At 39.9% G+C, this 25738-nt stretch carries 21 protein-coding genes; 13 read left to right on the forward strand and 8 right to left on the reverse strand.

Annotation, left to right across the window (positions count from 1 at the left end; genetic code table 11):
* Nucleotides 1-48 precede the first annotated feature (48 nt).
* The 4 genes from DV942_RS07395 to DV942_RS07405 form a co-directional block, all read right to left on the reverse strand.
* Nucleotides 49-1272 (reverse strand): DUF4272 domain-containing protein, encoded by a 1224-nt coding sequence (locus tag DV942_RS07395; RefSeq protein WP_145856462.1) that lies wholly within the window; start codon nucleotides 1270-1272, stop codon nucleotides 49-51.
* Nucleotides 1273-1445: 173 nt separating this feature from the next.
* Nucleotides 1446-2897 (reverse strand): pyruvate formate lyase family protein, encoded by a 1452-nt coding sequence (locus tag DV942_RS23665; RefSeq protein WP_244950843.1) that lies wholly within the window; start codon nucleotides 2895-2897, stop codon nucleotides 1446-1448.
* Complete coding sequence (locus DV942_RS23670; RefSeq protein ID WP_222431170.1) at nucleotides 2890-5388, reverse strand: Dyp-type peroxidase; 2499 nt, start codon at nucleotides 5386-5388, stop codon at nucleotides 2890-2892. Before DV942_RS23670 ends, DV942_RS23665 begins: the two co-directional genes overlap by 8 nt.
* A 381-nt stretch (nucleotides 5389-5769) precedes the next feature.
* Nucleotides 5770-7632, reverse strand: a complete 1863-nt coding sequence (locus DV942_RS07405; protein WP_145856464.1) for a LuxR C-terminal-related transcriptional regulator — start codon at nucleotides 7630-7632, stop codon at nucleotides 5770-5772.
* Nucleotides 7633-7829: 197 nt separating this feature from the next.
* Here DV942_RS07405 and DV942_RS07410 point away from each other — a divergent pair, with 197 nt between their 5' ends.
* From DV942_RS07410 to DV942_RS07420, 3 genes are all read left to right on the forward strand, one after another.
* A complete protein-coding gene (locus DV942_RS07410; RefSeq protein WP_145856466.1) occupies nucleotides 7830-8162 on the forward strand; it encodes a DUF4870 domain-containing protein in 333 nt (110 codons plus the stop codon).
* 93 nt (nucleotides 8163-8255) lie between these two features.
* Complete coding sequence (locus DV942_RS07415) at nucleotides 8256-8912, forward strand: suppressor of fused domain protein (protein WP_145856468.1); 657 nt, start codon at nucleotides 8256-8258, stop codon at nucleotides 8910-8912.
* 7 nt (nucleotides 8913-8919) lie between these two features.
* Entirely contained in the window at nucleotides 8920-9441 is a 522-nt protein-coding gene (locus DV942_RS07420) for a hypothetical protein (RefSeq protein ID WP_145856470.1), read from the forward strand.
* A gap of 10 nt (nucleotides 9442-9451) precedes the next feature.
* On the opposite strand, the gene DV942_RS07425 is transcribed toward DV942_RS07420, so the two are convergent.
* Complete coding sequence (locus DV942_RS07425; RefSeq protein ID WP_145856472.1) at nucleotides 9452-11296, reverse strand: helix-turn-helix transcriptional regulator; 1845 nt, start codon at nucleotides 11294-11296, stop codon at nucleotides 9452-9454.
* Between the two features lie 227 nt (nucleotides 11297-11523).
* Between DV942_RS07425 and DV942_RS07430 the strand changes: the two genes are divergently transcribed.
* The 4 genes from DV942_RS07430 to DV942_RS07445 all read left to right on the forward strand — a co-directional run bounded on the left by DV942_RS07430 (nucleotide 11524) and on the right by DV942_RS07445 (nucleotide 14040).
* Complete coding sequence (locus tag DV942_RS07430) at nucleotides 11524-11853, forward strand: DUF4870 domain-containing protein (RefSeq protein WP_145856476.1); 330 nt, start codon at nucleotides 11524-11526, stop codon at nucleotides 11851-11853.
* A 162-nt stretch (nucleotides 11854-12015) separates the two neighbouring features.
* On the forward strand, nucleotides 12016-12483 hold the full coding sequence (locus DV942_RS07435; protein WP_145856478.1) for a hypothetical protein: 468 nt from the start codon (nucleotides 12016-12018) through the stop codon (nucleotides 12481-12483).
* 12 nt (nucleotides 12484-12495) lie between these two features.
* Nucleotides 12496-12987 (forward strand): hypothetical protein, encoded by a 492-nt coding sequence (locus DV942_RS07440; protein ID WP_145856480.1) that lies wholly within the window; start codon nucleotides 12496-12498, stop codon nucleotides 12985-12987.
* A 63-nt stretch (nucleotides 12988-13050) separates the two neighbouring features.
* Nucleotides 13051-14040 carry a hypothetical protein gene (locus DV942_RS07445; RefSeq protein ID WP_145856482.1) on the forward strand — a complete coding sequence of 330 codons (990 nt, stop codon included), beginning with the start codon at nucleotides 13051-13053 and terminating at the stop codon, nucleotides 14038-14040.
* A 508-nt stretch (nucleotides 14041-14548) separates the two neighbouring features.
* Here the strand turns inward: DV942_RS07445 and DV942_RS07450 are convergent.
* On the reverse strand, nucleotides 14549-15232 hold the full coding sequence (locus DV942_RS07450) for an arylesterase (RefSeq protein ID WP_145856484.1): 684 nt from the start codon (nucleotides 15230-15232) through the stop codon (nucleotides 14549-14551).
* Between the two features lie 46 nt (nucleotides 15233-15278).
* Between DV942_RS07450 and DV942_RS07455 the strand changes: the two genes are divergently transcribed.
* Together DV942_RS07455 and DV942_RS07460 are read left to right on the forward strand one after the other, a co-directional pair.
* Nucleotides 15279-16013 carry an ABC transporter ATP-binding protein gene (locus DV942_RS07455; RefSeq protein WP_244950844.1) on the forward strand — a complete coding sequence of 245 codons (735 nt, stop codon included), beginning with the start codon at nucleotides 15279-15281 and terminating at the stop codon, nucleotides 16011-16013.
* Nucleotides 16003-18537, forward strand: coding sequence for an ABC transporter permease (locus tag DV942_RS07460; protein WP_145856486.1), 2535 nt, complete (start codon nucleotides 16003-16005; stop codon nucleotides 18535-18537). Before DV942_RS07455 ends, DV942_RS07460 begins: the two co-directional genes overlap by 11 nt.
* A gap of 216 nt (nucleotides 18538-18753) precedes the next feature.
* On the opposite strand, the gene hxlA is transcribed toward DV942_RS07460, so the two are convergent.
* Entirely contained in the window at nucleotides 18754-19386 is a 633-nt protein-coding gene (hxlA, locus tag DV942_RS07465) for a 3-hexulose-6-phosphate synthase (protein ID WP_025142572.1), read from the reverse strand.
* A gap of 33 nt (nucleotides 19387-19419) precedes the next feature.
* A complete protein-coding gene (gene hxlB / locus DV942_RS07470) occupies nucleotides 19420-20049 on the reverse strand; it encodes a 6-phospho-3-hexuloisomerase (RefSeq protein WP_222431171.1) in 630 nt (209 codons plus the stop codon).
* Nucleotides 20050-20251: 202 nt separating this feature from the next.
* On the opposite strand from hxlB, the gene DV942_RS07475 reads away from it, so the two are divergent.
* The 4 genes from DV942_RS07475 to DV942_RS07490 all read left to right on the forward strand — a co-directional run bounded on the left by DV942_RS07475 (nucleotide 20252) and on the right by DV942_RS07490 (nucleotide 25119).
* The gene (locus tag DV942_RS07475) at nucleotides 20252-21115 is read left to right on the forward strand and encodes a helix-turn-helix domain-containing protein (RefSeq protein ID WP_145856488.1); all 864 of its coding nucleotides are present in this window, start codon (nucleotides 20252-20254) and stop codon (nucleotides 21113-21115) included.
* A gap of 42 nt (nucleotides 21116-21157) precedes the next feature.
* The gene (locus tag DV942_RS07480) at nucleotides 21158-21340 is read left to right on the forward strand and encodes a hypothetical protein (protein ID WP_090499373.1); all 183 of its coding nucleotides are present in this window, start codon (nucleotides 21158-21160) and stop codon (nucleotides 21338-21340) included.
* 51 nt (nucleotides 21341-21391) lie between these two features.
* Nucleotides 21392-22681, forward strand: coding sequence for a gluconate:H+ symporter (locus DV942_RS07485; protein ID WP_145856490.1), 1290 nt, complete (start codon nucleotides 21392-21394; stop codon nucleotides 22679-22681).
* 1226 nt (nucleotides 22682-23907) lie between these two features.
* Nucleotides 23908-25119 carry a transposase gene (locus DV942_RS07490; protein WP_244950845.1) on the forward strand — a complete coding sequence of 404 codons (1212 nt, stop codon included), beginning with the start codon at nucleotides 23908-23910 and terminating at the stop codon, nucleotides 25117-25119.
* Nucleotides 25120-25738: the final 619 nt, after the last annotated feature.

Raw genomic sequence — 25738 nt, forward strand, 5'->3', positions numbered from 1 at the left:
GAAAGCAGAAATGCAAATCTTTAAAATTCGTGTAACCCTAACAAATAGCTATGTATCGCAGGTTACATCATCCCATTCGGCGTCTGAATACCGGATAAGCCAATTTAATGCATAATGCCGCTCATAAACCACACCGGGCTCAACAGTAGCCATAACCCGACCATTCAGCCGTGCATCTACGCAAGCCCAATCCAGCCGGTAATATAAATCATTGGCATCAAGTAGTTCTTTTACCGTTTTGCTCTTATTGGCTCCAAGGATAAAAAGATTAGGATCTTTATCTCCACCTACCGGGTATTCATCAAGAGGAATATCGTTAAGATTACACAGCTCCTGAGGGAAGCCAAGTTCATCTACCTTATCCAAAGCCCACAAGAGTGTCCAGATGCATTCACTTTTCCATGTTTCGGCAATTCGCTTTTCGGGAGTTGGGTTTAACAGAAAATCTTTTTCATTTGGGGTGGTATCATCCCAAAGTTTATATTCTTTCAAATAATCAATGGCACTTTCTGGGGAAATAACCTCAAAAGCCACAAAATTGGTAACAGCAAGGATGCAAACACGGGTAGCAATCTCTTGGGGTGTTCTGACGGTGATTTCGGCCTCAGATTCAATACAGGGCAAATAATTGTTAACTTTTATTTTCTTCTCTACAAGAAAGGCTTCGCTCGCTGCTTTCCGTTCAAGCTGTTCAGATGACACACCACTTTGATCAACATCATAATATTTGCTTTCAATCTGAACATCTAGTTTTTCAACCTCGGAACAGCCATCTGCGTCCAAAATCAGATTTAAATATTTATCAACAAAATGCTGGCTATCAGACCTGCTGATTAAAGTACCCGGTTGAGTAAAAATTATGGCATCGAAGGATAGTGCTAACCGTTCAATCAATGGTTTAAGTTTTTTGGTATCTCCCTCCTCCTGCCACAATGAATATTCACAGTTAATGGTCTCGATTTTACGGAGCAACAGATTCTTCACCTCTGGTTTCTCGGCCGGTAAAGATGATACATAATTATAGAGTCCATTTAAATTAACCGCTAATGCACTATTATCTTCGTTAGAAAAACGGTAGGAAATTTTTGCTTTTTCGCGATATGAAATGTTGATTTTCTGGTCGGCACGAAACAAACCACCTTTAATAATCAGTTCAGCATATTGGTTTTCGCCATCCTGACTTACGGATAAAATTCCTTTTGGATAAACTTCTTTTAAGATGTTGGTAATTTTATTGAAACCAATATGATGTGAGTAAAAAGTAGCGCTCATGCCGAAAGCTAATTATTCTTACACATTAATGCAAATAGACTCTTCAAAAAATCTCAAAAATTAGTTTAGATGCGCAGAAGGTAATTTAAAAAGATAATTTAGTAGAGAGATCTACTTTAATTGATCTCTCTACGTTGCATCTTCCAGACTAACTTTAGTCGGTAAAAACAGTATTAATTAACAGCCATTTGCTGATGGAATGGGCATTTACTGATATCTCCCCCACTCTTATCGGCTATTGCAGGCGCAGCAACGGCAGGCGTAGAAACCGGTCTTCTGCGGTGCTGATCCTGTGTAAGTGGGAACACCGAGGTAAAGAAGTTAGACCAACCGCCTGTACGTACACGCAACAGATCGAATTGCTCTGGCGAACCTACGGCCTGGCCATAGGTATCCGGGCTGGCTACGGTAATGGTCAATATGTTTGATGAATGACCTTGTGCAAATTGTTGCATAACCGCTACAATCTTGTCGGCAGGATAATTCTCATTGATATTATAATCTGTTGGCGCACCATCGGTCATCATATCAGTGCCTTTACCTTCAAAACCGGCAATCGAGGTTTCGAAACCTGCATATTGGTGGTCAATTGGTAAATCCATCGGACTTGGTGCCGAACTCAAATCTGAAGCTACGGCAGTGCCCAATCTGCGTCCATCGGCACTGGCACCGTTCCATGCACCCATTTCTACATGATTTTCAAAAGTACCCACCCCTGGCTGGATCTGGATCCCGAAAGGATATTCTTCGGTACCGTAACGTGCGGCAAGGTTTTGTAAAGCACTGTACATCTGTGGTAGCGGTTTGGTAAAGGTTTCTACCGAAATCCTGGCGATACCTTCGACAATGGTGTTACCAAAAGTATCAATTTCGTGGTGACCGCGGCCATAACGGGGCAAACTTAAGGCAATATCCCTTAAACGTTTAAAGCGATCAGAACGACTGGCAATGCGCGATTCGCCCGCCAAAGTACTGATAAAAGGTTCGGTCATTTTATAACCCCAATCGCAGCATAAACATTCCAACAGTTCCGGCAATGTGGTTACGGCATTTTTATCATCAAAAACCATGGTTTTAATGGCATATAAAGAGTTGATGGCCGAACTCAGGGAAATATAACACGGACCGTAAATATTATATTTGGTACCACCGCTGTAAAAATCGAGCCCACGACCTAAACAATCATCCATCAATACGTTTAGTATGGGTGAAGGACAAAATTTGGTATTGGCGCCAAAGCCCATTAGCTGACCATTAAACGCTTTTCGGTTTAACAGTTCAAAATGCTGGAAATAGATTTTAACCAGTTCATCAAAATTTTTGATCTGATCAGCAGGTTTCGAATTAAGGGAAACATTTTGACCAAAAAGATATGATTGCCCAGCTGAAGAATAAGTTCTGCCTTGGTTTAAAGCACACTCTAAAGGCTGCAGAGTAGAAAAACCACCTAATGAAAACCAGTTCTCGCCCGGAAATTGGGGTTCATAGCAGCCATCGCAGGCATAATTTTGCGCCGATTGCATGCTTACGTTAGAATACCATTTTTTATTATCCTGCGCAAGGCTTCCACCTACACCATCGCCACTGTGGTACAATCCCTCTATAATTTTTTCATCATTAAGCAATATTGGATGTGCGCCACCCGAAAGGATCGCATGCGCTGCTTTCTTCTAAAATATCTTTAGGAATATCTTTACGGGTACGCAAAGATAAACATGGTGCATTTAATGGCAGCCTGCCAGATGCGCGGATAAAAAGTTTTGTAACATGGTTATAAGCCGGTTTTGATTGCTCAAAATCTTCCGTTCCATCTGCTACAGTTCCACCTACGGTAATCTGCTGAATCCATTGCCCTAACGATGCCCCCTGTGGGTAAGGCCCAGAAGCGCCACCCATGGCCAGGTTACCAAAAGGCTGATGATCTTCCATAAAAATCCTGTTCTGTTGTACTTTTTCATCGAGTTTAATGTAAAAAGCATCAATAATTTCCTGGGCTTCATCTTCTGCAACATCGCCTTTTTTGTAGAAAGGATCCAGTAGCTGATCCATTCGTCCAATGGCGGTAGGTTCACCATTTAAGTGCAGGCAGGAATGCAAAGTGAATATAAACTGAACTGCTTCCACAAAAGTTTCGGGTTTATCGGTAGCGAGTTTTTTCATACGCGCTGCAATGGCCAGCAGATTGGCTTTTTCCCAGGCCTGTCCTTCGGCCATTTTATCGGCAGTTTCCCGCGCCAATTTTTCGTAATTGAGGATGTATTCGGTAATACCTAACAAAGAAAGATAAGAAGAACGGTAAAAATCCTGAAGTTCTTTTGTAGTTGCCTTTTGCTCGTAGGCCAATACCTCATCCATCATCTGCTTTAAACCCTTTTGTATGGCTTTTTCATAATGTGGTATCACGTGGCCAACGCCTGAGGCTTCGCTTAAATTGCTTAAAAAGCCATCCATACGTTCGGTTTCAGAAAGATATTTCATTACATAACGGCCTTCACCCAGCGATAGGTTTGGCATGGCACCAACAATAATTTCCTCCGGAGAAATCCGATAAGTGTCAGATCCGTATACACATTCGCCCTTCGACTCGATAAAGGCCGAATAGGCGTGCAAACTTCCATCAGGAAAGCGGATTTTACGTCCACGGAAACCATATTCAGGAGAGCTGAACAATTGCAGACTCATGCGTACCGCCCAGCCCTTCCTGATCATGATCGATTCTTTCATGATATCAGCGGGTTTATCGCTGCCATGGTAAGCATTGATATAATATTGGAGATCTTCTTTAATCTCTTCCTGTTTACGATTAAAGTACCAGTTATCCTGCCATAATGAGAAAATATTTTCCATTAAGCTCAATATCCGATTGCTGGGTACCTTAAAATACTGGTTATGCCTGTTGATACCGGTGGCCATGGTAAAAAGGTAATTTTGATGATTGTAATACATCAATCCATTTTCAGACGCGTTCTGGTAATGGCGGTCTAAACGCGACCAATCTACGCCCGGAAATCTCGACCAATCACCTTTATCAACATAAGTAAAATTGTTACTGTAATCCGGATGTTTCTCCAGCTCAAGATCTTCAATACTCGGGATGTAGAAAAAACCACCGAGATCGGATTTAAGGTGATTAAACAAACGGTCGTTCATAAATCCCTTATCGCCACCGATCTGGTTGCTCATAATATTCTCAAGAATAGAAGCCTCTTTGGCAAAACCGGCAAAATAAATGCCTTCTTCATCAGAAACAGTAACCGATTTCGGCGCCCTGAAACCTGCAGATGATTGTTTGGCACGGCCAAACGGTAAACCTAACCTCAATATTGGTGTAGTATTGCCATGTTCATCCTGTAATCTTGCCGATTTGATGTGACTTCGCGAATCGCGGTCAGGGATAATGGTATCGTCTGTTTTACGTCCGATCAGGTCTTCAATCTGATCTTCAGTCATCATATTGATCTGGTTCCAGTTAATCAAAAAACGTTGTGCCAATACAAATGAACCACCAAAATGATCCATGTCTTCGCCACCGATTAAGGTATGTTTGGCAATGGTAATTGGATCGGAAGGATTGTTGAGGTTCTCAGAGAAACGACAGCCCAGCACTTTGCCTTTATTGCCATCCTTACTGTTTGATTTTGAAGCCGCATCCTGAGCAAAATAATGTTTGGTTATTTCTTTAAGTGAATTTACTATCAGATCTAACACCAGTTCACAGGCGTTTTTGCTATCGCTCTTGATGTGAAACCAAAGGTCGCCCGCAGTATCATCAAATACACCTTTTGATGCATCAAAAACATCAGAAGTATAAGGATCGGCTGCGGTTGGAAAATTGAGGCGCATGCCCTTAGGCAAAGGCAACTTATCGTTATTGCAGATGGCGGCCCAGTTTTTAAAAGAAACACCTAGTACTACAGAGGTATTACGGTCTTTAAGTTCGGGGTGGGTATTGATTTCTTTCCTTACAGAAGCCATCAGAGCAGCCAATTGTTGGCGGCTAACCTGTGTTTTGGCCCAAAAGGTTGTAAAGATGGCGAATGGCGAAGGATAAACTAATCCCCGCTGACAGTGTTTCCATACTTCATCTAATCTTTCTTCCAGTTTTAGTGTAATCATTTTTCGAGCAATTTATATTTGTAGATGGTTAATTATGTCCATTGAAGGAATTGGACATTTATAGCTGGAAGTAACTAAATTTTTGTGGATTAAAATACCGTATAATCACCCTTATTTGTATAATCAGATAAACCCATTAAGCCAGGGGAAATAAAGACTTCTTCATCCGCACCGCGGTTCAGAAACCAGAATAGTCATTTACAAAAAACTTAACCTGATAAATCTTACGTTTTTTAGGATCATAATTGTTTAGTTAAAAAATAATTTGCGGTAAGAATGTAGTCTTTTTAAACAGACTAAAAGATAGCTACTTATAAATATTATAAGCGCACTAAGTTTTGCGGCAGAAAACAGAAAATTATTTGTGGGATATAAATATAATTACCTCAACTGTTGTAAAAACAAATTCAGATCTTCTTCTTTACCCAAACCTAACTTTTGTTTAATGCGGTAACGGCTCATACGGACACTTTTGGGCTCGATACCCAAACGAACAGAAACCTCTTTATTGCTCAACCCCATCAACATATAAGAACAATATTTTAAATCGAGCCGGGTAAGTGCGTGATTCGCTTTTTCTTGCAGGCGTTCAAAAAAAGCAGGATTGGTTTCAAAAAAATCTGTTTTATGTTCCTCAAACACTTTATCCATCTTTTTCTGCTGATTCACAATCCGTTTAATCTGCTCATCGAGCGAAAGGTGGCTTTCAGGATTTACCTTTTCAGTGATCAGCTCCAGCAGTTCATTTTTTTCCTCAATCTGTAAATTACCCGCCAATACTTCCTTCTCTAATCGCTCCTGACGCTCTTTAAGCAAAACCTGCTCGGTTTGAAGCTGCATAGCTTCTGCCTCTTTGAGCTGCGCCCTCAATTCTACCGCTTTTTTTTCCTGATCAATCAGCTCCTGTTTCCTGATCGATGCTTTGAGCTTATAATTATAAGACATCAGCAATAAAAGCAATGCGGCAATGCCTGTTAATCCCGAAATAATATAAAAAACGTTCAATTTTTTGGTATACTTGGTTTGCTGCTGCAAATAGGCAATCTCCTGCTCTTTTTTTTGAGATTGATACTGCGCCTCTATCCTAACGGTGCTGTTTATTTTTTCCTCATCAAAAGCTTTTTTATAATAATTGAAATACTGCTTTAAATAATTTAAGGCTGCCTGCTGATTACCCTTTTTTTCGGCAATATTAGCAAGCCCCTGATATATTCTGGCCTGCGTTAGCGGCATTTTTACCACCACACCAGAAATTTTATCCAGTCCCGTGAGGAGTATTTTTTCTGCTTCGTCGTAATTACCGTCACGCAATGCATATTCGCTCTTTAATCCATAGCAGTTTAACAAAACCTCCAGTAAATTCGTTTTTACTGCAATTCCCATGGCGATATCAACATATTTTTCAGCACTATCGCGATATGATGCCGGAAAATACTGGAAATAGATGTTGGCGGTATTTAAAGATGCTGCTGCCGTATTGCTATAGGTGAGCATACGGCCCGCCTGATCTTTCGAGAGCAGAAGTGACTTTTTATACATTAATAAAGCCGAGTCGAGCAAATTACGTTTTAATGTATCTACCTTAAAACGGTCGAAATAACTTTGTCCTATGGTAAAATACGCGTTATTCAACAGGTCAACCTGTTTGCTTTTCAACGCACTTAAGTAACATAATCTGGCATATTTCTGCTGCTTTGATGGATCATTGCCATAGCCATAAAAACTGGCCAGATAGTGATATATGGTACTTTCGTAATCATCAGCATGCTGATCTTTAAAAAAATCGAGGGCTTTGAGCAGTTTGGGCACCGATTTATCATTCTCGTCATTTACCAGGTCTAACCAACCGCTTCTAAACCAAACAAAGCCCAATGCAATGGGATTTTTTGTTTTTTGAGCATAATGTTGTGCACTATCCAAACTTGAATAAGCGCTTTTAAGGTCTTTTTTCCATACGTATAAATGTACCAGTGTAGCATAGGCGATGGCTTTACTTTTCCCATCTTTTAACCCTTCAGCAATTTTCAATGCTTTGTTAGCCTGTTGAAAGGAAAGCGGAAGATTTTGTTCAAAATTAGCCTTCGCTAGTCTGCAGTATATATTTGCTTTTTCTTCTTTTGAAATGCTATTCTGCGACAGCAGATGATTTAACGAATCAATATAGATCTTTTGTGCTTCAGCACTTTTAAAAAAAAGTAGAAGACAAAGTAAAATAATGGGTAATTTTTTCAGAGGTAGCGGCATAATCAAAAATAGAAAAGAAACATTTACAAGAACAGAATTACAACAATTAATTGAAAATAAGCGATTTTAAAGGCTTTTGTAGTCTCCTTGTAGACGGAATTTGATAAAATGGTAGTCGTAGTGTAGGTTCTCATTTCTTGGTTGAACATAAAGGCACAGATAACTTTGTATTGTTCAATTTATTAAATGATAAACTTATGAAACAGAAAACAATTGCAGTAGTTGCCTACATTACGCTCATCGGATGGATTATTTCTTATCTTGAATTTAAAAAATCGAAAGAAAAAAGTGCATTGGCCAATTACCATTTGGGGCAGTCGCTGGGCATTATTATTACCGCTATACTTTTAAGTATCTTAAGTAGTATTATCCTGGCCATAATTCCGTCGTTGGGCTTTGTATTTTACCTTATTTTATTACTCCCATTTATATTGATGCTATTGGGAATTGTAACGGCCAATAATGGTTTAGAAAAACCAGTTCCTTTAATCGGACGCCTATTTGAAAGGAAATTCAATTTCTCTAATTGAGTTTGTTATAGTTGTACAGATGTGAAAATGTAATAACTCACATTGTAAAATGGCAGAATCTTTGAAAGCATTTTAAACTTAATTAACCTGATCATGACAAGTGAGCAATATAAACAACAGTTTAAACCAGATGATAGCCCCGGATGGCAGGCGATAGATGATCAACTGGAAAAAATTTATGGCACCACCGAAGCCCGCCATTATCCACCATTGTGCGGAATCCATTATATAGCTGGCGGAACAGACCCAATAGATGGTGCCAGTATTTATGATAGTAACCACCAAAGCTTTCATCGGCACATTGTAAGCTATGGCATGAGCGAACTTTATTACGATGAAGAAAAAGCCGGCGGAGAATTTAGCAAGTGGGGTTTTGAATTTACCTTTAGGTTAGCACCATTTAAGGACGATGAAAAAGATCCTATCTGGGCCATTCAGGTCATGAATAATTTAGCGAGGTATGTATTTTCGAGTGGTAAATGGTTCGAGGAAAACCACTTTATCCCGGCTAATGGACCAATAAGACTGAATACCGATACGCAGATCACAGGTTTTGTATTTGCATTAGATCCGGAACTGGGAAAAATTGAAACCCCTCATGGCGAACTTAGTTTCCTTCAGTTAGTGGGCATTACCGATACCGAAGTAGAAGAACTGAAGAAAAATCCCTCCATTGGAGCTGTTGAATCATTGATCGAAAACCTAAAAAAGGATAACCCTTTATTGATTACCGACCTGAACAGGAAATAAAAAAGCTATGCGAAATATTCTTTTTATACTACTCATTTTTGGTTTAACCTCTTGCCAGTCAAGAAAAGCAACTCATCTAAATACAGTCCTTGTACGTGCAGAAAGGACTGTATTTAATATAATGGTGGGTAAAAACGGGCCTAATGAAAGGAAACTCCAATGCCTAATCGATGGCAATTTTAAATGCGCCATGCAGGCGATTGATGATAAGGAACAGGCCTTTAATGCGGTAATAAATGAGATAAGCTCGGTGGAAATAAATGATATAAAATATGGAAATGCTTTAAAGAAAGCTGCAATTAGCTATTATGATGCAGTTAAACAGGTGGAAATTTCAGACAGACAGGAAATCGTCCTGCAGCAGCTAAGCCAAGATAAAACAAATACCGTAAAGGTGCGCGATAGCGCGATGGCAAAACAGTATCAATTACTGAATAAAAAACAGGAAATGCGTCAGCTCATTAGTAAAAAGGAAAGCAAATTCGCCGAAATACAAAAACAGTTTAACTCAGTTAACCACCTGAATTAAGGTGAACATACTATCCCATATCCTGTAAAAACAGTTTCAGGTCTTCATCCTTACCCAAGCCCAATTTTTGCTTTATCCGGTAACGGCTCATGCGTACACTTTTGGCTTCAATATGCATCAACTGCGCAATTTTTTTGGTATCCATTTTTAAATGAAGGTAGGCACAGAGTTTTAAATCAAGAGGGGTAAGCTTCTGCTGCGCTTTTTGATTTAACAAAGAAAAAAACTCCGGATGAACTTGCTGAATCTGGAATTTAGCTTCCTCGAAATCATTATCCAACAGCAATTCTTCATTCCAGATTTTATTGATGTTGAGCTTTTGGTTATCACTAAGTTTTTCCTTAAGCTGAAACAGCACTTCCTTTTTATGCGCCAGCTGTAACTGACTGGCCATTACCTCCTTCTGCAATTGCTGCTGCTGGCTTTCCAGCAAAAGCTGCTCCGCTTTTAATCTGGCCTGCTCTTCTTTTTCGAATTTCATCTGCAGTTCGGCGTCCTGTTTTTCTAAATGCAATTGCTTTTCGCGCTGCAAAGAGTACCTTAACCTGAAGTGGTAAGAACGGAACATAAATATAAGGCCTAAAATGGAGGCAATAGCAATACCGATGTAGAGATACTTTTGTTGTCGAGCATATTGTTCGCGCTGCTTTAATAACTTTACCTCATTGTTTCTTTTTTCGGCCTCGTACTGTACCTCTAATTTTTGAGCATTTAAAGTCCGTTTTTCATCAAAATATTTGCTATTATATTCGGTTACCCGTTTCTGAAATTCCAAGGCCTTTTCATAGTTTCCCTGTTGTTCATAAACCTTAGCCAGAGCGGTTACAATATTGATTAAAGTGTAATAGGAAGGTACTTTTTGAGTTTTTAATATGCTATAGGCTTCTTGCAGATAGGCTTCAGTCATCACAAAATTTTTATTTCTCTTCGCATACTCACTTAAAATCCCCAAACTACTTGCCCTGATTTCTTCACCGTTAATGGCACCTTTCATAACTTCATTGGCTAAGCCAGCATAGCGGATGGCATTGGCTTTCGCAACCTCATCCGTATCAGAAAAATAACGCAGGTAATAATCTGCGCTATTGATACAGGCAATACCATAAGTTTTGCGGGCAACGTATTTAGGATATTGCTGATAAAGGTTTTGGGCTTTATTTAAATAGTAAATGATACTGTCCCGAAACACTGGGTTTTTAGTGCTGGCATAATTATAATCTGCAGCAACAGATAATGCAGTATAACAATTACCCAACAGATTATAATCAGTAGTTTTTAGGGCATTTTCGGTAGCAGCCTTCGCATATTTATTTACATTTTTAACATCATCCCAATGGGTGTTGATCATATAAAGCAGGTAATATATTTTGGCGCTAAGGTAAGGGTCGGCTGTTTTTTCCAACAACTTTAGCGCAAGTCCACAATATTTGGTAATCTGCTCTGAATTATCAATCGCATTATAGAACAAAGCCTGTGCATAATAAGCGTAGGCCATTGCGATGGACTGCCGAGATTGCTGCGCTATAAACAATGCACTATCACTAGCTTTTTTTGATAGAACAAAAGCTTTGGTTGTGGCGTATATGCTCGCCTGTATGGCATAGGCTTTTGTAACCTCTGTTAAATTTTTAAATTTTAAAGCTAAAGCTGCGCTCTGTTGAGCCTTTCGTATCGCTGCTTTATAATCGCCATTAATTCTATTTCGCTCGGCAAGTTGCGTTAGCAATGCCGGCTTATCTTTATCGCTCAACTGATTGAGTACAGTACTATCCAATAAAGTTTGGGCACTTGTCATAAAATAACTGGTGCAAATGCTAATTAATAGAAATATCTTTTTAGCATGTTGATGTTTCATAGGGTAAAATTAACATAAAGATTGATTTGGGTGATAATTGTAGACAAAATCGGAAAAACAAAAAACAAATAAAATACTGAAATACAGAATATTAAGATTATTTGTAGATGTATTGTAGACGTTTTTCAAAACGTTGTAGATGCTCTGTAGGCGTCAGATTCTTTTAGATGAAGATAGTTTATCTCAAATTTGATCTAAATAATTTTCAACCTAAAAAAACAGAAATCATGGACAACAAAACCCTTTCAATCGTTTCTTACATCACCCTTATTGGTTGGTTAGTCGCTTATTTTGTCGGAAAAGATAAAGCTGATACTTTACTTAAATATCACTTAAGACAATCGTTAGGACTTGCTATTGTAAGTATTATTTTCAACATAGCCTTTACTATCATTGCTGGCATAGTACCCAGTTTATTTTTTTTAGGATTTGTGGGTTATGCATTTATTATTCTTTGGATCATTGGAATCATCAATGCGGCCAATGGTGCATTAAAGCCTGTTCCATTTATTGGTAAATGGTTCGAAGACAAGTCTTCATTTGTTGGCAAATACTAAGCTGAAGTTATGCGCCTCAAAATTTAAAATGTCATGCAAATGGTGATGGCAAATGCCATCACCGCATGTTTTTGACGGTAGCCAAAGATTAAAATTCAAGTTATAACAAAAAGCACATGTGATCGTGATGAAGCACATTTCATAATGTAGATACCATAAAAAATGCAAACATTTAAATATTTTGAACAAGAAGGAAATACTTATAACCTAAAAGTACAAAAGGGACTATTATATATCCTAGCTGTTGGCTGTGTTGCAGCCATAGTAGCCATATTGATGTATAGCAACAGTAAGGCGACATTTTTCTATGTAGCTTTATTTGCTTTTATAGGCCTAATGTGCATCCTGCGTACCACAGGTACGATCACTTTCAACAGTCAAAACCGTGAGATAGAGCGTAAGCGCTTTTTCTTCAGTGCTCCGGCATACTATAGCTTTAATGATTTTGACCATTTTCTTATCGCAAAACAAAAAAGCTATTTCGTCACCGTAATGGTTCAGGCGATAATGGTCATGAGAAAAGATAATAAAACCAGGCATATTTTATTGGCACAAACCTTATTTACCACAAAACCTCTTCAACGACTTAGTGAAGAGATTAGTTTGATCATGGGCCTGCCACAAAATTAGAAACCAACAGATATGCCAGCATATAATGTAAAAATAGAAAATGGAAAACTCAGTTTTCAGCCTGAACGGGATTATAAAAGCAAAATTTTATTTTTTTGCTTCCTCGCGGTAGTAATATTTGTGGTAACGCCTATGCTTCACCTCTATCGGGATACATACTGGAGTGTAATGGCCATTGGGTTGGTATCGGTGCTAACAGCACTTTATGATTTTATCTTCCATTTTAACGTTACCTATATTTTCGACCAGTACACAGGTCAGGTATATAAAAAGATCCCTGGGTTATTTACCCGCAAAATTATGGCTTTTGAGGATGTATACATTCTTCATGTACAAGAAGATGGGCTATTGCATTATGCCTTATCACACAAACAGAATAAATATGGCAAAAGCTTTGCCATTAGCCAACCCTTTGGCAGCAACCGCAAAAGCCAGATCAGGCAAGCCACATTTGAAACAGAGATTTTGTCGGAAATTGAAAAAATTATCCATGCAAGCAGGTAAGCCAAGAACATCAAACATCATTATTAAATACGATTAAAACATTAACCTGGCCAATCTAAAAACATGAACAAAGGACTTTCGATATTCTGGATAATTTACATGCTGTTTTTTGCTATTCCGTTCCCTATGTTCATCTATTACAATACCAAAGACGACAGCATACCTAACCTAGTGAGCGACAATCCATGGTATTCGCTTTCTATACTTGTAATATCCATACTATTTTGGAGCATATTATTAATAGGTTATTACCAGAAATGGGTGGTCCGCACTTTTTCAATCAAACGTAATATAGAAAAACTTAAAACCGCTGGTGAACGCCGAGAAGCTAAAATATTTGAATCGACAAGAATACATCAAAAAGGCGCTGCTTACGATACCTATGAACTTACCTTGCAGTTTAAAAATCTATCGGGTAGCATGGTTATGCAAAAAGCCATGGTAAATGATTCAAAACCTTATGAACGCCGTTACGAAGGGGGTAAAACGGTTGGCATTTTGCTCGATAAAGAAGTAAAAAAAGTTCCTTATTTTATTTTTGCCTCTACAGAAGTAAGCATTAAAAAAATGACCATATTTCTGACTAACCTGGCCTGGCTTGCCTTTGCCTCCCTTGTTGTTTGGTATTATATTTATTCTTATAATGCAGAAAGCAACGGCATGGGCTGGCGTTTTATGGGTATTGGCCATCCTTTATTAACCTGTGCTTTTATGCTGCTTCTTTATCGCACTTTCGTCGCTTTTATAGCCAAAAAGTTTATAGGCAAACCTGATCAATTATTTCTGATTAAATTTAAAGGTACGCAGACTACTGCCCGCCTGATCAAAGCCAGCCAGACCGGTACGTATATCAACGAACAACCAATGATCGATTTTGAACTCGAATTTACTGATCAGTTTAATCAAAAGCATCGGGCAAACATCAGAAAAATTGTAGATCTGCTTGACCTGGATAGTGTTAGACAGGAATATTTTTCTATTTTTTACCTTAAAGAAAATCCACAAAAAATTGCCTTTGAAAGTGATCTTAACGAACTTAAAGGAGAATTTTGATGAAAAATTTCGGAAAGATCTGCTAAAATTAAGTAGCTGCTCCGTAGCATTTGCATGATGAACGCCCGAAAGTTCGAAGATAAGTTGTTTTTTAAAGAACGATCGGATGAGAAAGGTTTTTCCAAACTTCGTCTGCCAAAGATGGCTAAAATTTCTGATGAAGATGATTCGAGTACTTCTCCGAGTATTTTTCTTTCAGCAATTCTTCCGATGAGCAATTCCTTTTTCCTTTTATAAGTTAGCGAATAGATAAATCATTCGCAGCCAAAAAATAGTTAAAAATATAATTTTGGCTGCGGATCAAAAATAGTCAGTTTAAATATAACTGCGAAAAATTAAACGGTAACTCGTAACTCTGTGCCCCCGTGCTCTCTCTTCGTGTCCTCTCTGGTTAAATAATTTGCAGCTTTTTTTTTCGACGAACACACTGAAACCACAGAACATTCTTAAACATCCACCCAACTTAGTGCCCTTTGCGTTTGCTCTTTGCATCCTTTGCAGTTAAAAACTACAACAAACCCTTCAACACCACCCAAACATTTTCTGCTAAAATCTTATCCCCTTCTGCTGTAGGGTGAATCCCATCGGCCTGGTTTAATTCTGGAACGCCTCCAACTTTATCCAATAAAAAAGGGATCAGGGCCATTTGGTTTTTCTTTGCCAGATCAGGAAACATGTTTTTAAAATCGGCAGCATATTTTGCCCCCATATTCGGTGGAACCTGCATACCCGCCAATACCATTTTAGCATCCGGGTATTTAGCTTTTACCCGATCGATAATAGCCTGAAGATTTTTAGAGGTTTGCGCAACAGGCAATCCCCTAAGCCCATCATTAGCGCCAAGTTCAAGCACAAAAATATCTACCCGCTGTTTAAGTAACCAGTCAATCCGCGCTTTTCCACCAGCAGAAGTTTCGCCACTTAAACCACCGTTAATTACGTTATAAGGCATTTTTAAAGAATCAATCCGATTTTGGATCAATGCCGGATAAGCTTCAGTTGGGTCGAGCCCATAACCTGCAGTTAAACTGGTACCAAAAAAAAGAATATTCTTTTGCCCCGTTGTCACAGCAGCCTGCTTTTGGTCAGTTGAATCTAAAGTTTTATCTGCATTGTTTTTACTTTTCGGGTTTCCGCAGCTTATCACCACAAGGCTCAAAACAAATAGCCCCATTAATCGTTTTCGTAACATATCTAATTAATCTGTATCTAATTATCTTAACAGGCAGTGCCTCGTTATGTTTGGCAAAACCTATACGCAAACCCTAAAAATTCAGCTATTGGAAAGCATATTGAACATCCGAAATGTAAGCAAAATTTACCAAAGTGCCGGACGGCAACTCACCGTTCTGGATCATATTAATTTCTCGATAACAGCGGGTTCAACGGTAGCCATTACAGGGCCATCGGGGAGCGGAAAAACTACCCTGCTAGGTTTATGCGCAGGGTTGGACAGGGCCAGCAGCGGAACAGTTGAACTGAACGGAATTGCACTCGAAAAATTAAACGCAGATCAGCGCGCCGCCGTTAGAAATCAATATATAGGGTTTATTTTTCAGAATTTTCAGTTGCTACCTACTTTAACCGCCTTAGAAAATGTAATGGTTCCTTTAGAATTAAGAGGTGCAAAAAATATCCGTTCACATGCCTTAGAACTACTGGATAAAGTTGGGCTGGCCGATCGTTCGCATCATTATCCTATCCAGTTATCTGGCGGAGAACAGCAGCGCATTTCGTTAGCGAGGGCATTTTCGAACCAACCCGCCGTGCTCTTCGCAGATGAACCTACCGGAAACCTCGATGCCGAAACCAGTGAAAAAGTAATCAAATTGCTTTTTGATTTAAACAAAGACGCGGGAACCACTTTGATCATCGTAACGCATGACCTTGAGTTGGCTGCCAGAACGGAAAGAAACATTAAAATTAAAGGTGGCATCATCATTTCAGACGAAAATTCTACTTATGTCCAATAGCCTTCCAAAACAATCTGTTCCGTTTTCCTGGCTGTTTAAAATGGCCTGGCGCGATAGCCGGAAAAACCGCGCACGTTTGTTTCTTTTCATCTCATCAATCATTTTGGGCATTGCGGCTCTTGTTGCCGTTTATTCGTTTAAAGATAATCTGCAAAAAGATATTGATGCGCAGGCGAAAGAACTTACAGGAGCTGATCTGGTTTTAGACAGCCGTAAGGGGGTAAGCAAAGCCATGCAAAAAATGCTCGATACGCTTGGCGATGAGCGATCTCAGGAGAAAACTTTTGCCTCCATGATTTATTTTCAGAAAGGTGGGGGCAGCCGTTTGGTACAAATGAAAGCTCTGGAGGGAAATTACCCTTACTATGGCACCATAGAAACCATTCCGCTGGCAGCTGCAAAAAACTTTCAAACCGGAAGAAATGCCCTAGTTGATCAAACCCTGATGCTGCAGTTTAACGCAAAAGTTGGCGATTCGGTAAAAATAGGAGACCTTAATTTTAACATATTGGGTACTTTAACCAAAGCACCAGGTCAAACCGGTATTGGTGCCAGTATAGCCCCTACTGTTTATATTCCCTTGCAAATACTCGACAAAACCAACCTGATCAAAACCGGAAGCCGGATCAATAACAAATTTTATTTCAGGTACAATGATCCGTCCGGAATAGATGAGTGGGTAAAAAAGAATGATAGCAAATTAGAGCAGGAAGGCTTTGATGCCGATACCGTAGAATCACGAAAAGAACAGACCGGAAGATCGTTTAAGGATGTAAACCGTTTTCTGGCCTTATCTGGTTTTATCGCTTTACTGCTAGGTTGTGTTGGTGTAGGTAGTGCTATCCATGTATATATCCAGGAAAAATTAAGTGCCATTGCCACGCTAAGGTGTTTAGGATTAAAATCCCGTCATGCCTTTTTAATATACCTGATACAGGTATTTTTTATTGGTTTAATTGCGGCGGTATTAGGGGCAGCTTTAGGTACGGGCATACAGTTTTTGCTTCCATTGGTATTAAAAGATTTTCTACCGATCGAGATTACCATGCAAGTTTCGTGGCCTGCCGTAGGCCAGGGTATTTTGTTGGGGCTGATCATCTCGGTACTCTTCGCTCTTCCCTCACTTTTATCCGTTAGAAAAATTTCGCCATTAAATGCCATCCGGATATCTTTCGAAAAAGCAGGCGGAAAAAGAGATCCGCTAATCTGGGTAGTGTATCTGCTGATGGCGGCCTTTATTATGGCTTTTACCCATTTGCAGATGAAAACATGGCTGCAGACACTGGTATTTGCCGCCAGTATTGCCGTTGCTTTTTTACTGTTGATTTTACTGTCTAAAATCCTGATGTTTCTGGTGCGAAAGCTTTTGCCCAACTCATCCGGTTATTTATGGCGACAGGGATTTGCCAACCTTTATCGTCCGAATAACCAAACCTTAATGCTTACCGTTTCTATAGGTTTATCAACTGCATTTATCTGCACCCTGTTTTTTGTTCAGGGCATATTAATGAGTCGTGTTACACTGTCATCCGGTAATAACCAGCCCAACATGGTGATGTTCGATATCCAGAACACGCAGAAGGAAGGATTGGATAGTTTAACCAAAGCTTTTAAACTACCTTTAATGAACCAGGTGCCGGTAATTACCATGCGCATTGAGGAGATTAACGGAAAGAAAGCCAGTGCAGACACTACTAACAGGAGAGCTTACCGCAACGAAATTAGAGCGACTTACCAGGATACTTTAACGGCAGCAGAGAAAATTACAGCAGGCAAATGGACCGGAAAAATAAAACCTAATGAAACGGTTTATATTTCGCTGGATCAGCGTTATGCCCAATCTATTCATGTTGGCCTGAATGATAAAATCCTTTTTAACGTTCAGGGCATGATGACCCCTACAGTTGTTGGAAGTTTAAGGGAAGTAAATTGGAGCAGGATGCAGACCAATTTCAGGGTCGTTTTTCCTGCCGGAGTGCTAGAAGAGGCACCACAGTTTCACGTATTGATGACCAGAGTGCCATCGGGCGAAGTTTCGGCCCGTTTTCAGGGAGAAGTGGTTCAAAAATTTCCGAATGTATCGGTTATCGATTTAGACCTGGTTTTGAAACTTCTGGATGAATTGTTAAGCAAAATCGGCTTTGTAATCCAGTTTATGGCTGGCTTTAGCATGGTAACCGGATGGATTGTTTTAATATCTTCGGTATTAACCAGTAAAAACCAGCGGATAAAGGAAAGCATTTTATTGCGAACCATGGGTGCAAGCAGAAAGCAGATTTTAGCAATAAATGCGATCGAATATTTTTTTTTAGGTGCTTTTGCGGCAGGTGCCGGTTTAATTCTGGCCATAGGCGGGAGCTGGGCATTGGCTAATTATACTTTCGATGCGGCCTTTATACCTCCTCTTGTGCCAACCCTATTGTTGTTCGGTTCAATTGTATTGCTCGTAGTGGTTACAGGTGTGTTAAGTACAAGAAGTATTTTGAACCAGCCACCATTAAAGATTTTAAGAACCGAAAGTTAATTCAACCTAAACTATATCATAGTAACTTTTTTCCGTGAGATGATACTGCTATTGGTTTGTACCAAACAAGATTAACACAAATTTTAAATATCAATTAACCAAAACTTACCAGATTTTAGCGAGATAAAAAAAATGCACCTAGATAAATACTGTTATAAAAATCCGTATTTATCTAGGCGCATCTGTGGTTAAAAACCTTTACTTCATGAACCTGGCCTATGCAGCATCAATTGCCTCGCGAAGTGCTTTCGCAGCTGCAGCCGGATCTTCAGCGCCATAAATGGCAGCACCTGCTACGGCTACGATTGCTCCTGCTTTTATAACAGCAGCAACGTTATCAATATTTACCCCACCTGCAATTGAAACCGGAACACCAGCCCTTGCAGCCTCATCAATTAAAACCTGGATAGAATAACCAGCCGTCCACTGTTCATCTAAACCAGCGTGCAGTTCTACAAATTCTACACCTAATGCGGTCACTTCCTGTGCTCTTTTAACCCGGTCAGGGTAACCGATTGTATCTACAACCACACCTTTACCGTGCGCTTTTGCAGCTTTAACGGCTCCAATAATGGTTGCATTTCCTGCAGCACCCATTACGGTTACTAAATCAGCACCTGCTTTAAATGCGATATCAGCTTCCAGTTCACCCGCATCAGCAGTTTTTAAATCTGCAAATACCAGTTTGTCAGGATGTGCTGCTTTCATTGCGGTAATCACCGTCGAACCCATATTTTTGATCAAAGGAGTTCCCAATTCAATAATATCTACATAAGGCGCAACTTTTGCTGCTAATGCCAGTGCTTCTTCCGTTGTTAATAAATCTATTGCTACTTGTAATTTTGCCATGATGGTATTGATATATAATAATTAACTAAATTGTTATTCGAGATTGGCGTGTCTTTTCCAGAGTTCTTCTGCAGGTTGACCGCTTAATTTCCAAAGTGACTGAAAAACGGCATCATTAAGCAGGAGCAGAAATTGTTCGAAAAGGCTTCCGGCATATTGGGTAGATACCTTTTTACTGTGATCTTCTTTCTCTGCGGCCGGAACCAAAACCAGGTGATTGCATAATTTCGCCAAAGCCGATTCTGCATTGGTAGTAATGCCCACTACATTTGCGCCTGCTCCAATTGCTTTTTCTACAGCCCGCACAATAGAGCCGGTTGTTCCGGAACCCGATTCTGCAATCAATAAATCGCCGGTGCCAATGGCCGGACTGGTGGTATCGCCAACATAATATACGGTTAGCCCAAGGTGCATCAAACGCATAGCGGCCGATTGCATCGCAAAACCCGAACGGCCTGCAGCTGTAATAAAAACTCGTTTCGCATGCTGGATATGGTATATAAAAGGAATAAGCTGATCTAACTGTACTTTTTTAGCCAATTGAGTATTCTCTTCTATAATCTTATCCAGGTTCATTTGCAGATCCCAGGCCAATTGCTGATTATCCAGCTCATCTGTCAAAACTTCATTATTGATCATTTCTACTGATTCTTTTGATTCCATTCTGCTTTACATTAATGGCTCAAAGGTATGGTAGCCAGCTAAAACGAAGATTATACATTCCGCCATTTATATGGGACAATTTGGAAACGCTGATAAAATAAAGTCATGCATTAGCCATAATTAATGCACCTTTTCCGAATAGTCCACCACAATTATCATTTAATCCAATCGCAAAGAATTTAAGTTTTTAACTTTAACCATCATGAGTTTATCAACAGAAAGCACGCATCTGGAAAGGGCTATTATTTACATCCGCGATTTAAGCAATTGCCCGCCCAGCTACCTCAACGATCCGGGTAGAAAAGAATTCTTTGAAATTGTATGGCTTAAAAATGAAGAGCCTTTACATGCCCTGCAACAATCTGAATTTGACAGCAAAGGTGATTGGATTTATCTAATTCCGCCTTACCGTGTACATCAGCTAAATAAAGCAGGCAAAAATGGGGTATTAATCTCATTTAAAAGATCAGTATTGGAAGGGGAAGAAAAAGAATTTTTGCTTGATCTGTTCAAGATCTTTAATGTTCAGGGTGAATTTTCGTGCCTGAGGCTCAATACAGAAACAGCAGCAGAGCTGAGCAGCATTTACAGATTAATTGAAGATGAATACCAGAAAGCAGGCAACAACTTTATTATTACGAAAGCATTGTTAAAGGTGTTTTTATTAAAACTGATACAGGTTAAAGAACACGAATTTACCAGCCATGATGTACAGCGAAAAAGGGTTTATGAATTTTTGATGTTGCTCGAAAGCAATTACCAACAGGTTAGAAATACTGATTTTTATGCGGGCAAAATCGGAATCAGTTCTAAACGACTGAACCAGATTTTAAAAGAAAAACTAAACAAAACTGGCATGCAGATCATTCACGACCGCATTATACTGGAAGCTAAACGAAAAATTATCCATAGTGAGCAAACCATCAAAGAGATTGCCTACGAACTGGGTTTTTCAGACAGGCCCTACTTCAGCCGTTTCTTTAAAAAACAGACGCAACAAACACCCGAAGAGTTTCAAAAACAAGCCAGAAACCATATAGAATCAAAATTTAACACACTGGTTTAAAAAAACTGACATGTTTTGCGAATAATCGATACTTTTACTTTTATGATCAGATTAAACAGCGATACCCCTAACGATATTCTTCAGGATGTGAAAATCGGAGATATGGTTACTGATACTTTCAGCAAAACCGGCCTCGTAGAAAGCATAGAAATAAAAGATGACGGCCTGTACCGCATTTACGAATTTAACCTCGTTACCGGAAGAACCATCACAGTTAAAAAATAGCTGGGGTTAAAAAGCCTATATTTAATCACATTTACCAATATTTCTAGCCAAATGTCATTATTGATCCTGCTTTTCGGTATTCTATTGCTTTTCGTATTGATCTTAAAAAAGATTAATCCTATGATTGCCTTACTAGCTGTGGCAATTATTACAGGTCTTTTATTAGGAATGCCCGCTACTAAAGTGATGAATTCCATTAGCAATGGAATTGGTAGCACCTTAGGCAGCATGGTAATGGTTTTGGCCCTTGGCGCCATGATGGGGAAATTGATTGAAGATAGCGGATCGGCAAAAAAGATTGTTTTCATTTTGATCGGCGCTTTTGGAAAAAAGAACATTCAATGGGCTGTGCTGTTAACTGGCTTATTGGTTGGGATTCCATTATTTTACAATGCTGGTTTCGTGGTGTTAATCCCCTTAGTTTTTGCCATTTCAGCGGCAACAGGGTTATCAAAATTATATATTGGCATCCCCATGGCCACAGCACTTTCCGTTACACATGGTTTTTTGCCCCCTCACCCCGGTCCTGTTGCCTTAGCCGGAATTTTCCATGCCGATATTGGCAAAACCTTAATTTATGGATTAACTTTAAGCGTACCCATTGCGGTTATTGCCGGAATTTACTTTCCAAGATTAATTCTCAAACGGGATCAATCAGCAACAGTCCACAACTTTAGCATTAGTGAAGAAGAACATCTTCCTTCTGCCTCAAGAAGTTTTATTACCGCATTGCTGCCGGTATTTTTAATCATTGCAGGAACCGTTGGGAGCAGTTTTAAGATAGATTATATTGGTAAACCGATATTTATATTTTTGGCCGATCCTACCGCAGCCCTGTTAATTTCGGTTATTATTGCGCTGGCACTCCAAAAAACTTCCATTACAAAAGCAATGGAATCATGTGCCGAAGGAGTGAAAAGCATTGCCATGATTATCCTGATTATTGCCGCCGGTGGTGCCTTTAAACAGATTTTGATTGATAGTGGCATGGGCGAAACGGTGAAACAGCTTACCGGAGATTTAAATTTATCGCCATTACTGCTCGCCTGGTTAATTACGGCATCACTTAGGGTAACCCTCGGTTCGGCAACAGTGGCTGCATTAACGGCTTCGGGTATGGTACTTCCTTTAATTGGTCCCGGCGCATCGCCAGAGTTAATGGTATTATCTGTCGGTGCCGGAAGTTTAATGTTCTCTCACGTAAACGATACCGGTTTCTGGATGTTTAAAGAATATTTTAATCTCAGTCTAAAGGAAACTTTCAGCACCTGGACCATGATGGAAAGTTTGGTTTCTGTTTTAGGGCTTCTAGGCGTGCTGATATTGAATCAGTTTGTATAGAAAAGAGTCGTCAACTTTCAATAGCCGTTTCGTCTGTAAGTTGACAACTCTTCAAGTACCTATAGATTTATCCGGTATATGGTCTTCCAATCAGACTTTTGATCTTTTTTTGGAAAGCAGTTGCAGCAGCTTTTCGGTTAAAACAGCCCCGCTCCTGCTTTATCGCATCCTGCAATACGCAACTTGCTATATGCACAATGCTATCTCCACCCTGCTATCTGGCCTCACAGATTTTTTTGAGTAACTATCGGCCGTCATTTCGACTGTAGCGTAGCGGAATGGAGAAATCTTTGAACTTCGTTATAGCGAGCGTCTTGAACCCCTATCCGCCTATCGGCACCTTTCCCCTGAAAGGGAAAGAACTAAAAAAACAAATTATCGCATCCTGCAATACGCAACTTGCTATATGTACAATGCTATCTCCACCCTGCTATCCGGCCTCGCAGATTTTTTGAGTAACAATCGACCGTCATTTCGACTGTAGCGCAGCGGAATGGAGAAATCTTTGAACCTCGTTATAGCGAGCGTCTTGAACCCCTATCCGCCTATCGGCACCTTTCCCCTGAAAGGGAAAGAACTAAAAAACAAATTATCGCATCCTGCAATACGCACCTTGCTATATGCATCCTGCTATCTGCACCCTGCTACCCGGCCTCGCAGATTTTTTGAGTAACAATCGACCGTCATTTCGACTGTAGCGCAGCGGAATGGAGAAATCTTTGAACCTCGTTATAGCGAGCGCCTTTCCCCTGAAAGGGAAAGACTAAAAAACAAATTATCGCATCTTGCAATACGCACCTTGCTATTCACCCTGCTACCGGCCTCGCAGATTTTCGCCGGAAAAAGCACGGAAATCTTTGCACTTCCCCTCATAACCCACAGCCCAAGGCAGGATCAAAGCGAGAGCGGTGGAACAAAGCAAGGGCTAAGAGCCTCGATGCTGCTGCTATCAAGATTTCCGTAGGTTTTTACAAGAAAAGATGCAAGCCTTGATCTTTTGTTTCTTTTCTATCAAGAGAAAAGAAAGAGCCCTTCGGTGGCTAACTGAGGCAAGGCTGAGCTGAGGGTAAAGAATGACTAGCGCATTAAGATTAGCTTCGCTGAGCACTCCGTGGTTCCCGCCTGCGCGGGATCCGATAGCTCCTATGTTTACAATGTTTAATTTAGTAAGCATAAAGTGAAAAGGATCGAGAGTAGACCGATGGCAAAATAACTCATGAAGTATATTGACCGATAGATACTACCTCTTTCCTTTTTATCTCTTAGAGTTTGAACAGAATGTAAGGAATTATGTATGTCATGATATCCAGGATATCCAACCAGGAGAAAAAACGAAGGGAGGTTCATCACTTTATATTAAACTTAAAATGATGAAAAAAATATTGAAGGAAGTACTGGGTGTAGATGTTGCACAAAATGAGTTGGTAGTTACCGCCGGCAGGATGTTGGATGATCTGAGTATTGATCTTTATGCCCACAAGGTTTTCAAAAACAATGAGTCTGGTTTTTTAGCCTTATTGGATTGGACAAAAAAACTTTCAAGTGATGAGTTTAAAGTTCGTTTTGTAATGGAAGCTACCGGTGTCTATCATCAAAAATTTGCCTTTTACCTTTATGACCGTGGCCGTGAAGTAACGATTGTTCTACCAAATAAAATAAGTAATTACATTCGGACACTGGAAGACAAAACCATAACAGATAAAAGCTGTTCTGCGGCGATTGCACAGTTTGGGCTGGAAAGAAATCTTGATCAATGGCACAGGCCCAAGAAAGTCTTTCATGTGCTCCAACAACTCACAAGAGAGCGCGATCAGATTGTAAGTGAACGGGTTACGGTAAAGAACCAGATCCATGCGGAAAAGTCTGAAGTGGAGCCGAATGAACGCAGCCTGCAACGGTTATATGAAAGGATTAAACTGTTGAACAGGCAGGAAAAAGAAATAAAAGCTGATCTGAAAATGCTTGTCAACGGTGATGCTAATTTAACCGGAGAAATAAAACGTATCTGTAGTATCACAGGAATTGGGGAACTTACCGCTATCATCGTTTTGGCTGAAACAAATGGGTTCGAGCTGATCAGAAACAAAAAGCAGCTTACAGGCTATGCCGGCTTGAACGTGAAAGAAAAACAATCGGGAACATCAGTAAAAGGAAAGCCGAGAATATCCAAGAAGGGAAACAGGCATCTTAGAAAGGCAATGTATTTACCTGCCCTGGTAGCGGTTAGACATGATAAAAATTTTACAGAAATCTATCTTCGGATAGTTTCAAAACATGGAATTAAAATGAAAGCACTTGTAGCAGTTCAAAGAAAGCTGTTAGAAATGATATATGTGATTTATAATAGCAAACAGGAATATCAAAAAGAATACTCGGTTTTAAAAGAAAGTAGCGCACTAAACCTAAAGGATCAGCACGCTACACTGGCTAGTTCTTGACCGCCCATGAAACAAAAATAAAATATTTTATTTGCAAATTAACACAGAATCTATCGGATGACGACCGTATTATAGCGATCGCCTTAAACCCCTATCCGCCTATCGGCACCTTTCCCCTGAAAGGGAAAGGACTAAAAAACAAATTATCGCAGCCTGCAATACGCATCTTGCTATATGCATCCTGCTATCTGCACCCTGCTATCCGGCCTCGCAGATTTCCGCCGGAAAAAGCACGGAAAGCTTTGCGCTTCCTTTCATATCCCCACAGCCCAAGGCAGGATCAAAGCGGGAGCGGTGGAGATAAAGCAAGGGCTAAGAGCCTCGATGCTGCCGCAATAAAGATTTCCGTAGCTTTTTACAAGGAAGGATGCAAGCCTTGATTTTTGGTTACCTTTTTATCAAGAAAAAGGTAAAAGCCCTTCGGTGGCTAACCGAGGCAAGCCCGAGCAAAGGGCAAAGAAAAGTAAGCGTATTAAGATTCCCGCATGCGCGGGAATGACGACCGTATTATAGCGATCGCCTTAAACCCCTATCCGCCTATCGGCACCTTTCCCCTGAAAGGGAAAGGACTAAAAAACAAATTATCGCACCCCGCGATACGCACCTTGCTATATGCACC

Source organism: Pedobacter suwonensis (assembly GCF_007833675.1).
GTDB lineage: Bacteria > Bacteroidota > Bacteroidia > Sphingobacteriales > Sphingobacteriaceae > Pedobacter > Pedobacter suwonensis.

What these genes read in the sequence shown, in the direction of transcription:
- DV942_RS07435 (WP_145856478.1), top strand. Translation starts at nt 12,016, where the DNA reads ATGCAAACATTTAAATATTTTGAACAAGAAGGAAATACTTATAACCTA.
- DV942_RS07425 (WP_145856472.1), bottom strand. Translation starts at nt 11,296, where the DNA reads ATGAAACATCAACATGCTAAAAAGATATTTCTATTAATTAGCATTTGC.
- DV942_RS07485 (WP_145856490.1), top strand. Translation starts at nt 21,392, where the DNA reads ATGTCATTATTGATCCTGCTTTTCGGTATTCTATTGCTTTTCGTATTG.
- DV942_RS07420 (WP_145856470.1), top strand. Translation starts at nt 8,920, where the DNA reads ATGCGAAATATTCTTTTTATACTACTCATTTTTGGTTTAACCTCTTGC.
- DV942_RS07475 (WP_145856488.1), top strand. Translation starts at nt 20,252, where the DNA reads ATGAGTTTATCAACAGAAAGCACGCATCTGGAAAGGGCTATTATTTAC.
- DV942_RS07405 (WP_145856464.1), bottom strand. Translation starts at nt 7,632, where the DNA reads ATGCCGCTACCTCTGAAAAAATTACCCATTATTTTACTTTGTCTTCTA.
- DV942_RS07455 (WP_244950844.1), top strand. Translation starts at nt 15,279, where the DNA reads ATGTTTGGCAAAACCTATACGCAAACCCTAAAAATTCAGCTATTGGAA.
- DV942_RS07395 (WP_145856462.1), bottom strand. Translation starts at nt 1,272, where the DNA reads ATGAGCGCTACTTTTTACTCACATCATATTGGTTTCAATAAAATTACC.
- DV942_RS07410 (WP_145856466.1), top strand. Translation starts at nt 7,830, where the DNA reads ATGAAACAGAAAACAATTGCAGTAGTTGCCTACATTACGCTCATCGGA.
- DV942_RS23670 (WP_222431170.1), bottom strand. Translation starts at nt 5,388, where the DNA reads ATGATTACACTAAAACTGGAAGAAAGATTAGATGAAGTATGGAAACAC.
- DV942_RS07450 (WP_145856484.1), bottom strand. Translation starts at nt 15,232, where the DNA reads ATGTTACGAAAACGATTAATGGGGCTATTTGTTTTGAGCCTTGTGGTG.
- hxlA (WP_025142572.1), bottom strand. Translation starts at nt 19,386, where the DNA reads ATGGCAAAATTACAAGTAGCAATAGATTTATTAACAACGGAAGAAGCA.
- hxlB (WP_222431171.1), bottom strand. Translation starts at nt 20,049, where the DNA reads ATGGAATCAAAAGAATCAGTAGAAATGATCAATAATGAAGTTTTGACA.
- DV942_RS07430 (WP_145856476.1), top strand. Translation starts at nt 11,524, where the DNA reads ATGGACAACAAAACCCTTTCAATCGTTTCTTACATCACCCTTATTGGT.
- DV942_RS07445 (WP_145856482.1), top strand. Translation starts at nt 13,051, where the DNA reads ATGAACAAAGGACTTTCGATATTCTGGATAATTTACATGCTGTTTTTT.
- DV942_RS07480 (WP_090499373.1), top strand. Translation starts at nt 21,158, where the DNA reads ATGATCAGATTAAACAGCGATACCCCTAACGATATTCTTCAGGATGTG.
- DV942_RS07440 (WP_145856480.1), top strand. Translation starts at nt 12,496, where the DNA reads ATGCCAGCATATAATGTAAAAATAGAAAATGGAAAACTCAGTTTTCAG.
- DV942_RS07415 (WP_145856468.1), top strand. Translation starts at nt 8,256, where the DNA reads ATGACAAGTGAGCAATATAAACAACAGTTTAAACCAGATGATAGCCCC.
- DV942_RS07460 (WP_145856486.1), top strand. Translation starts at nt 16,003, where the DNA reads ATGTCCAATAGCCTTCCAAAACAATCTGTTCCGTTTTCCTGGCTGTTT.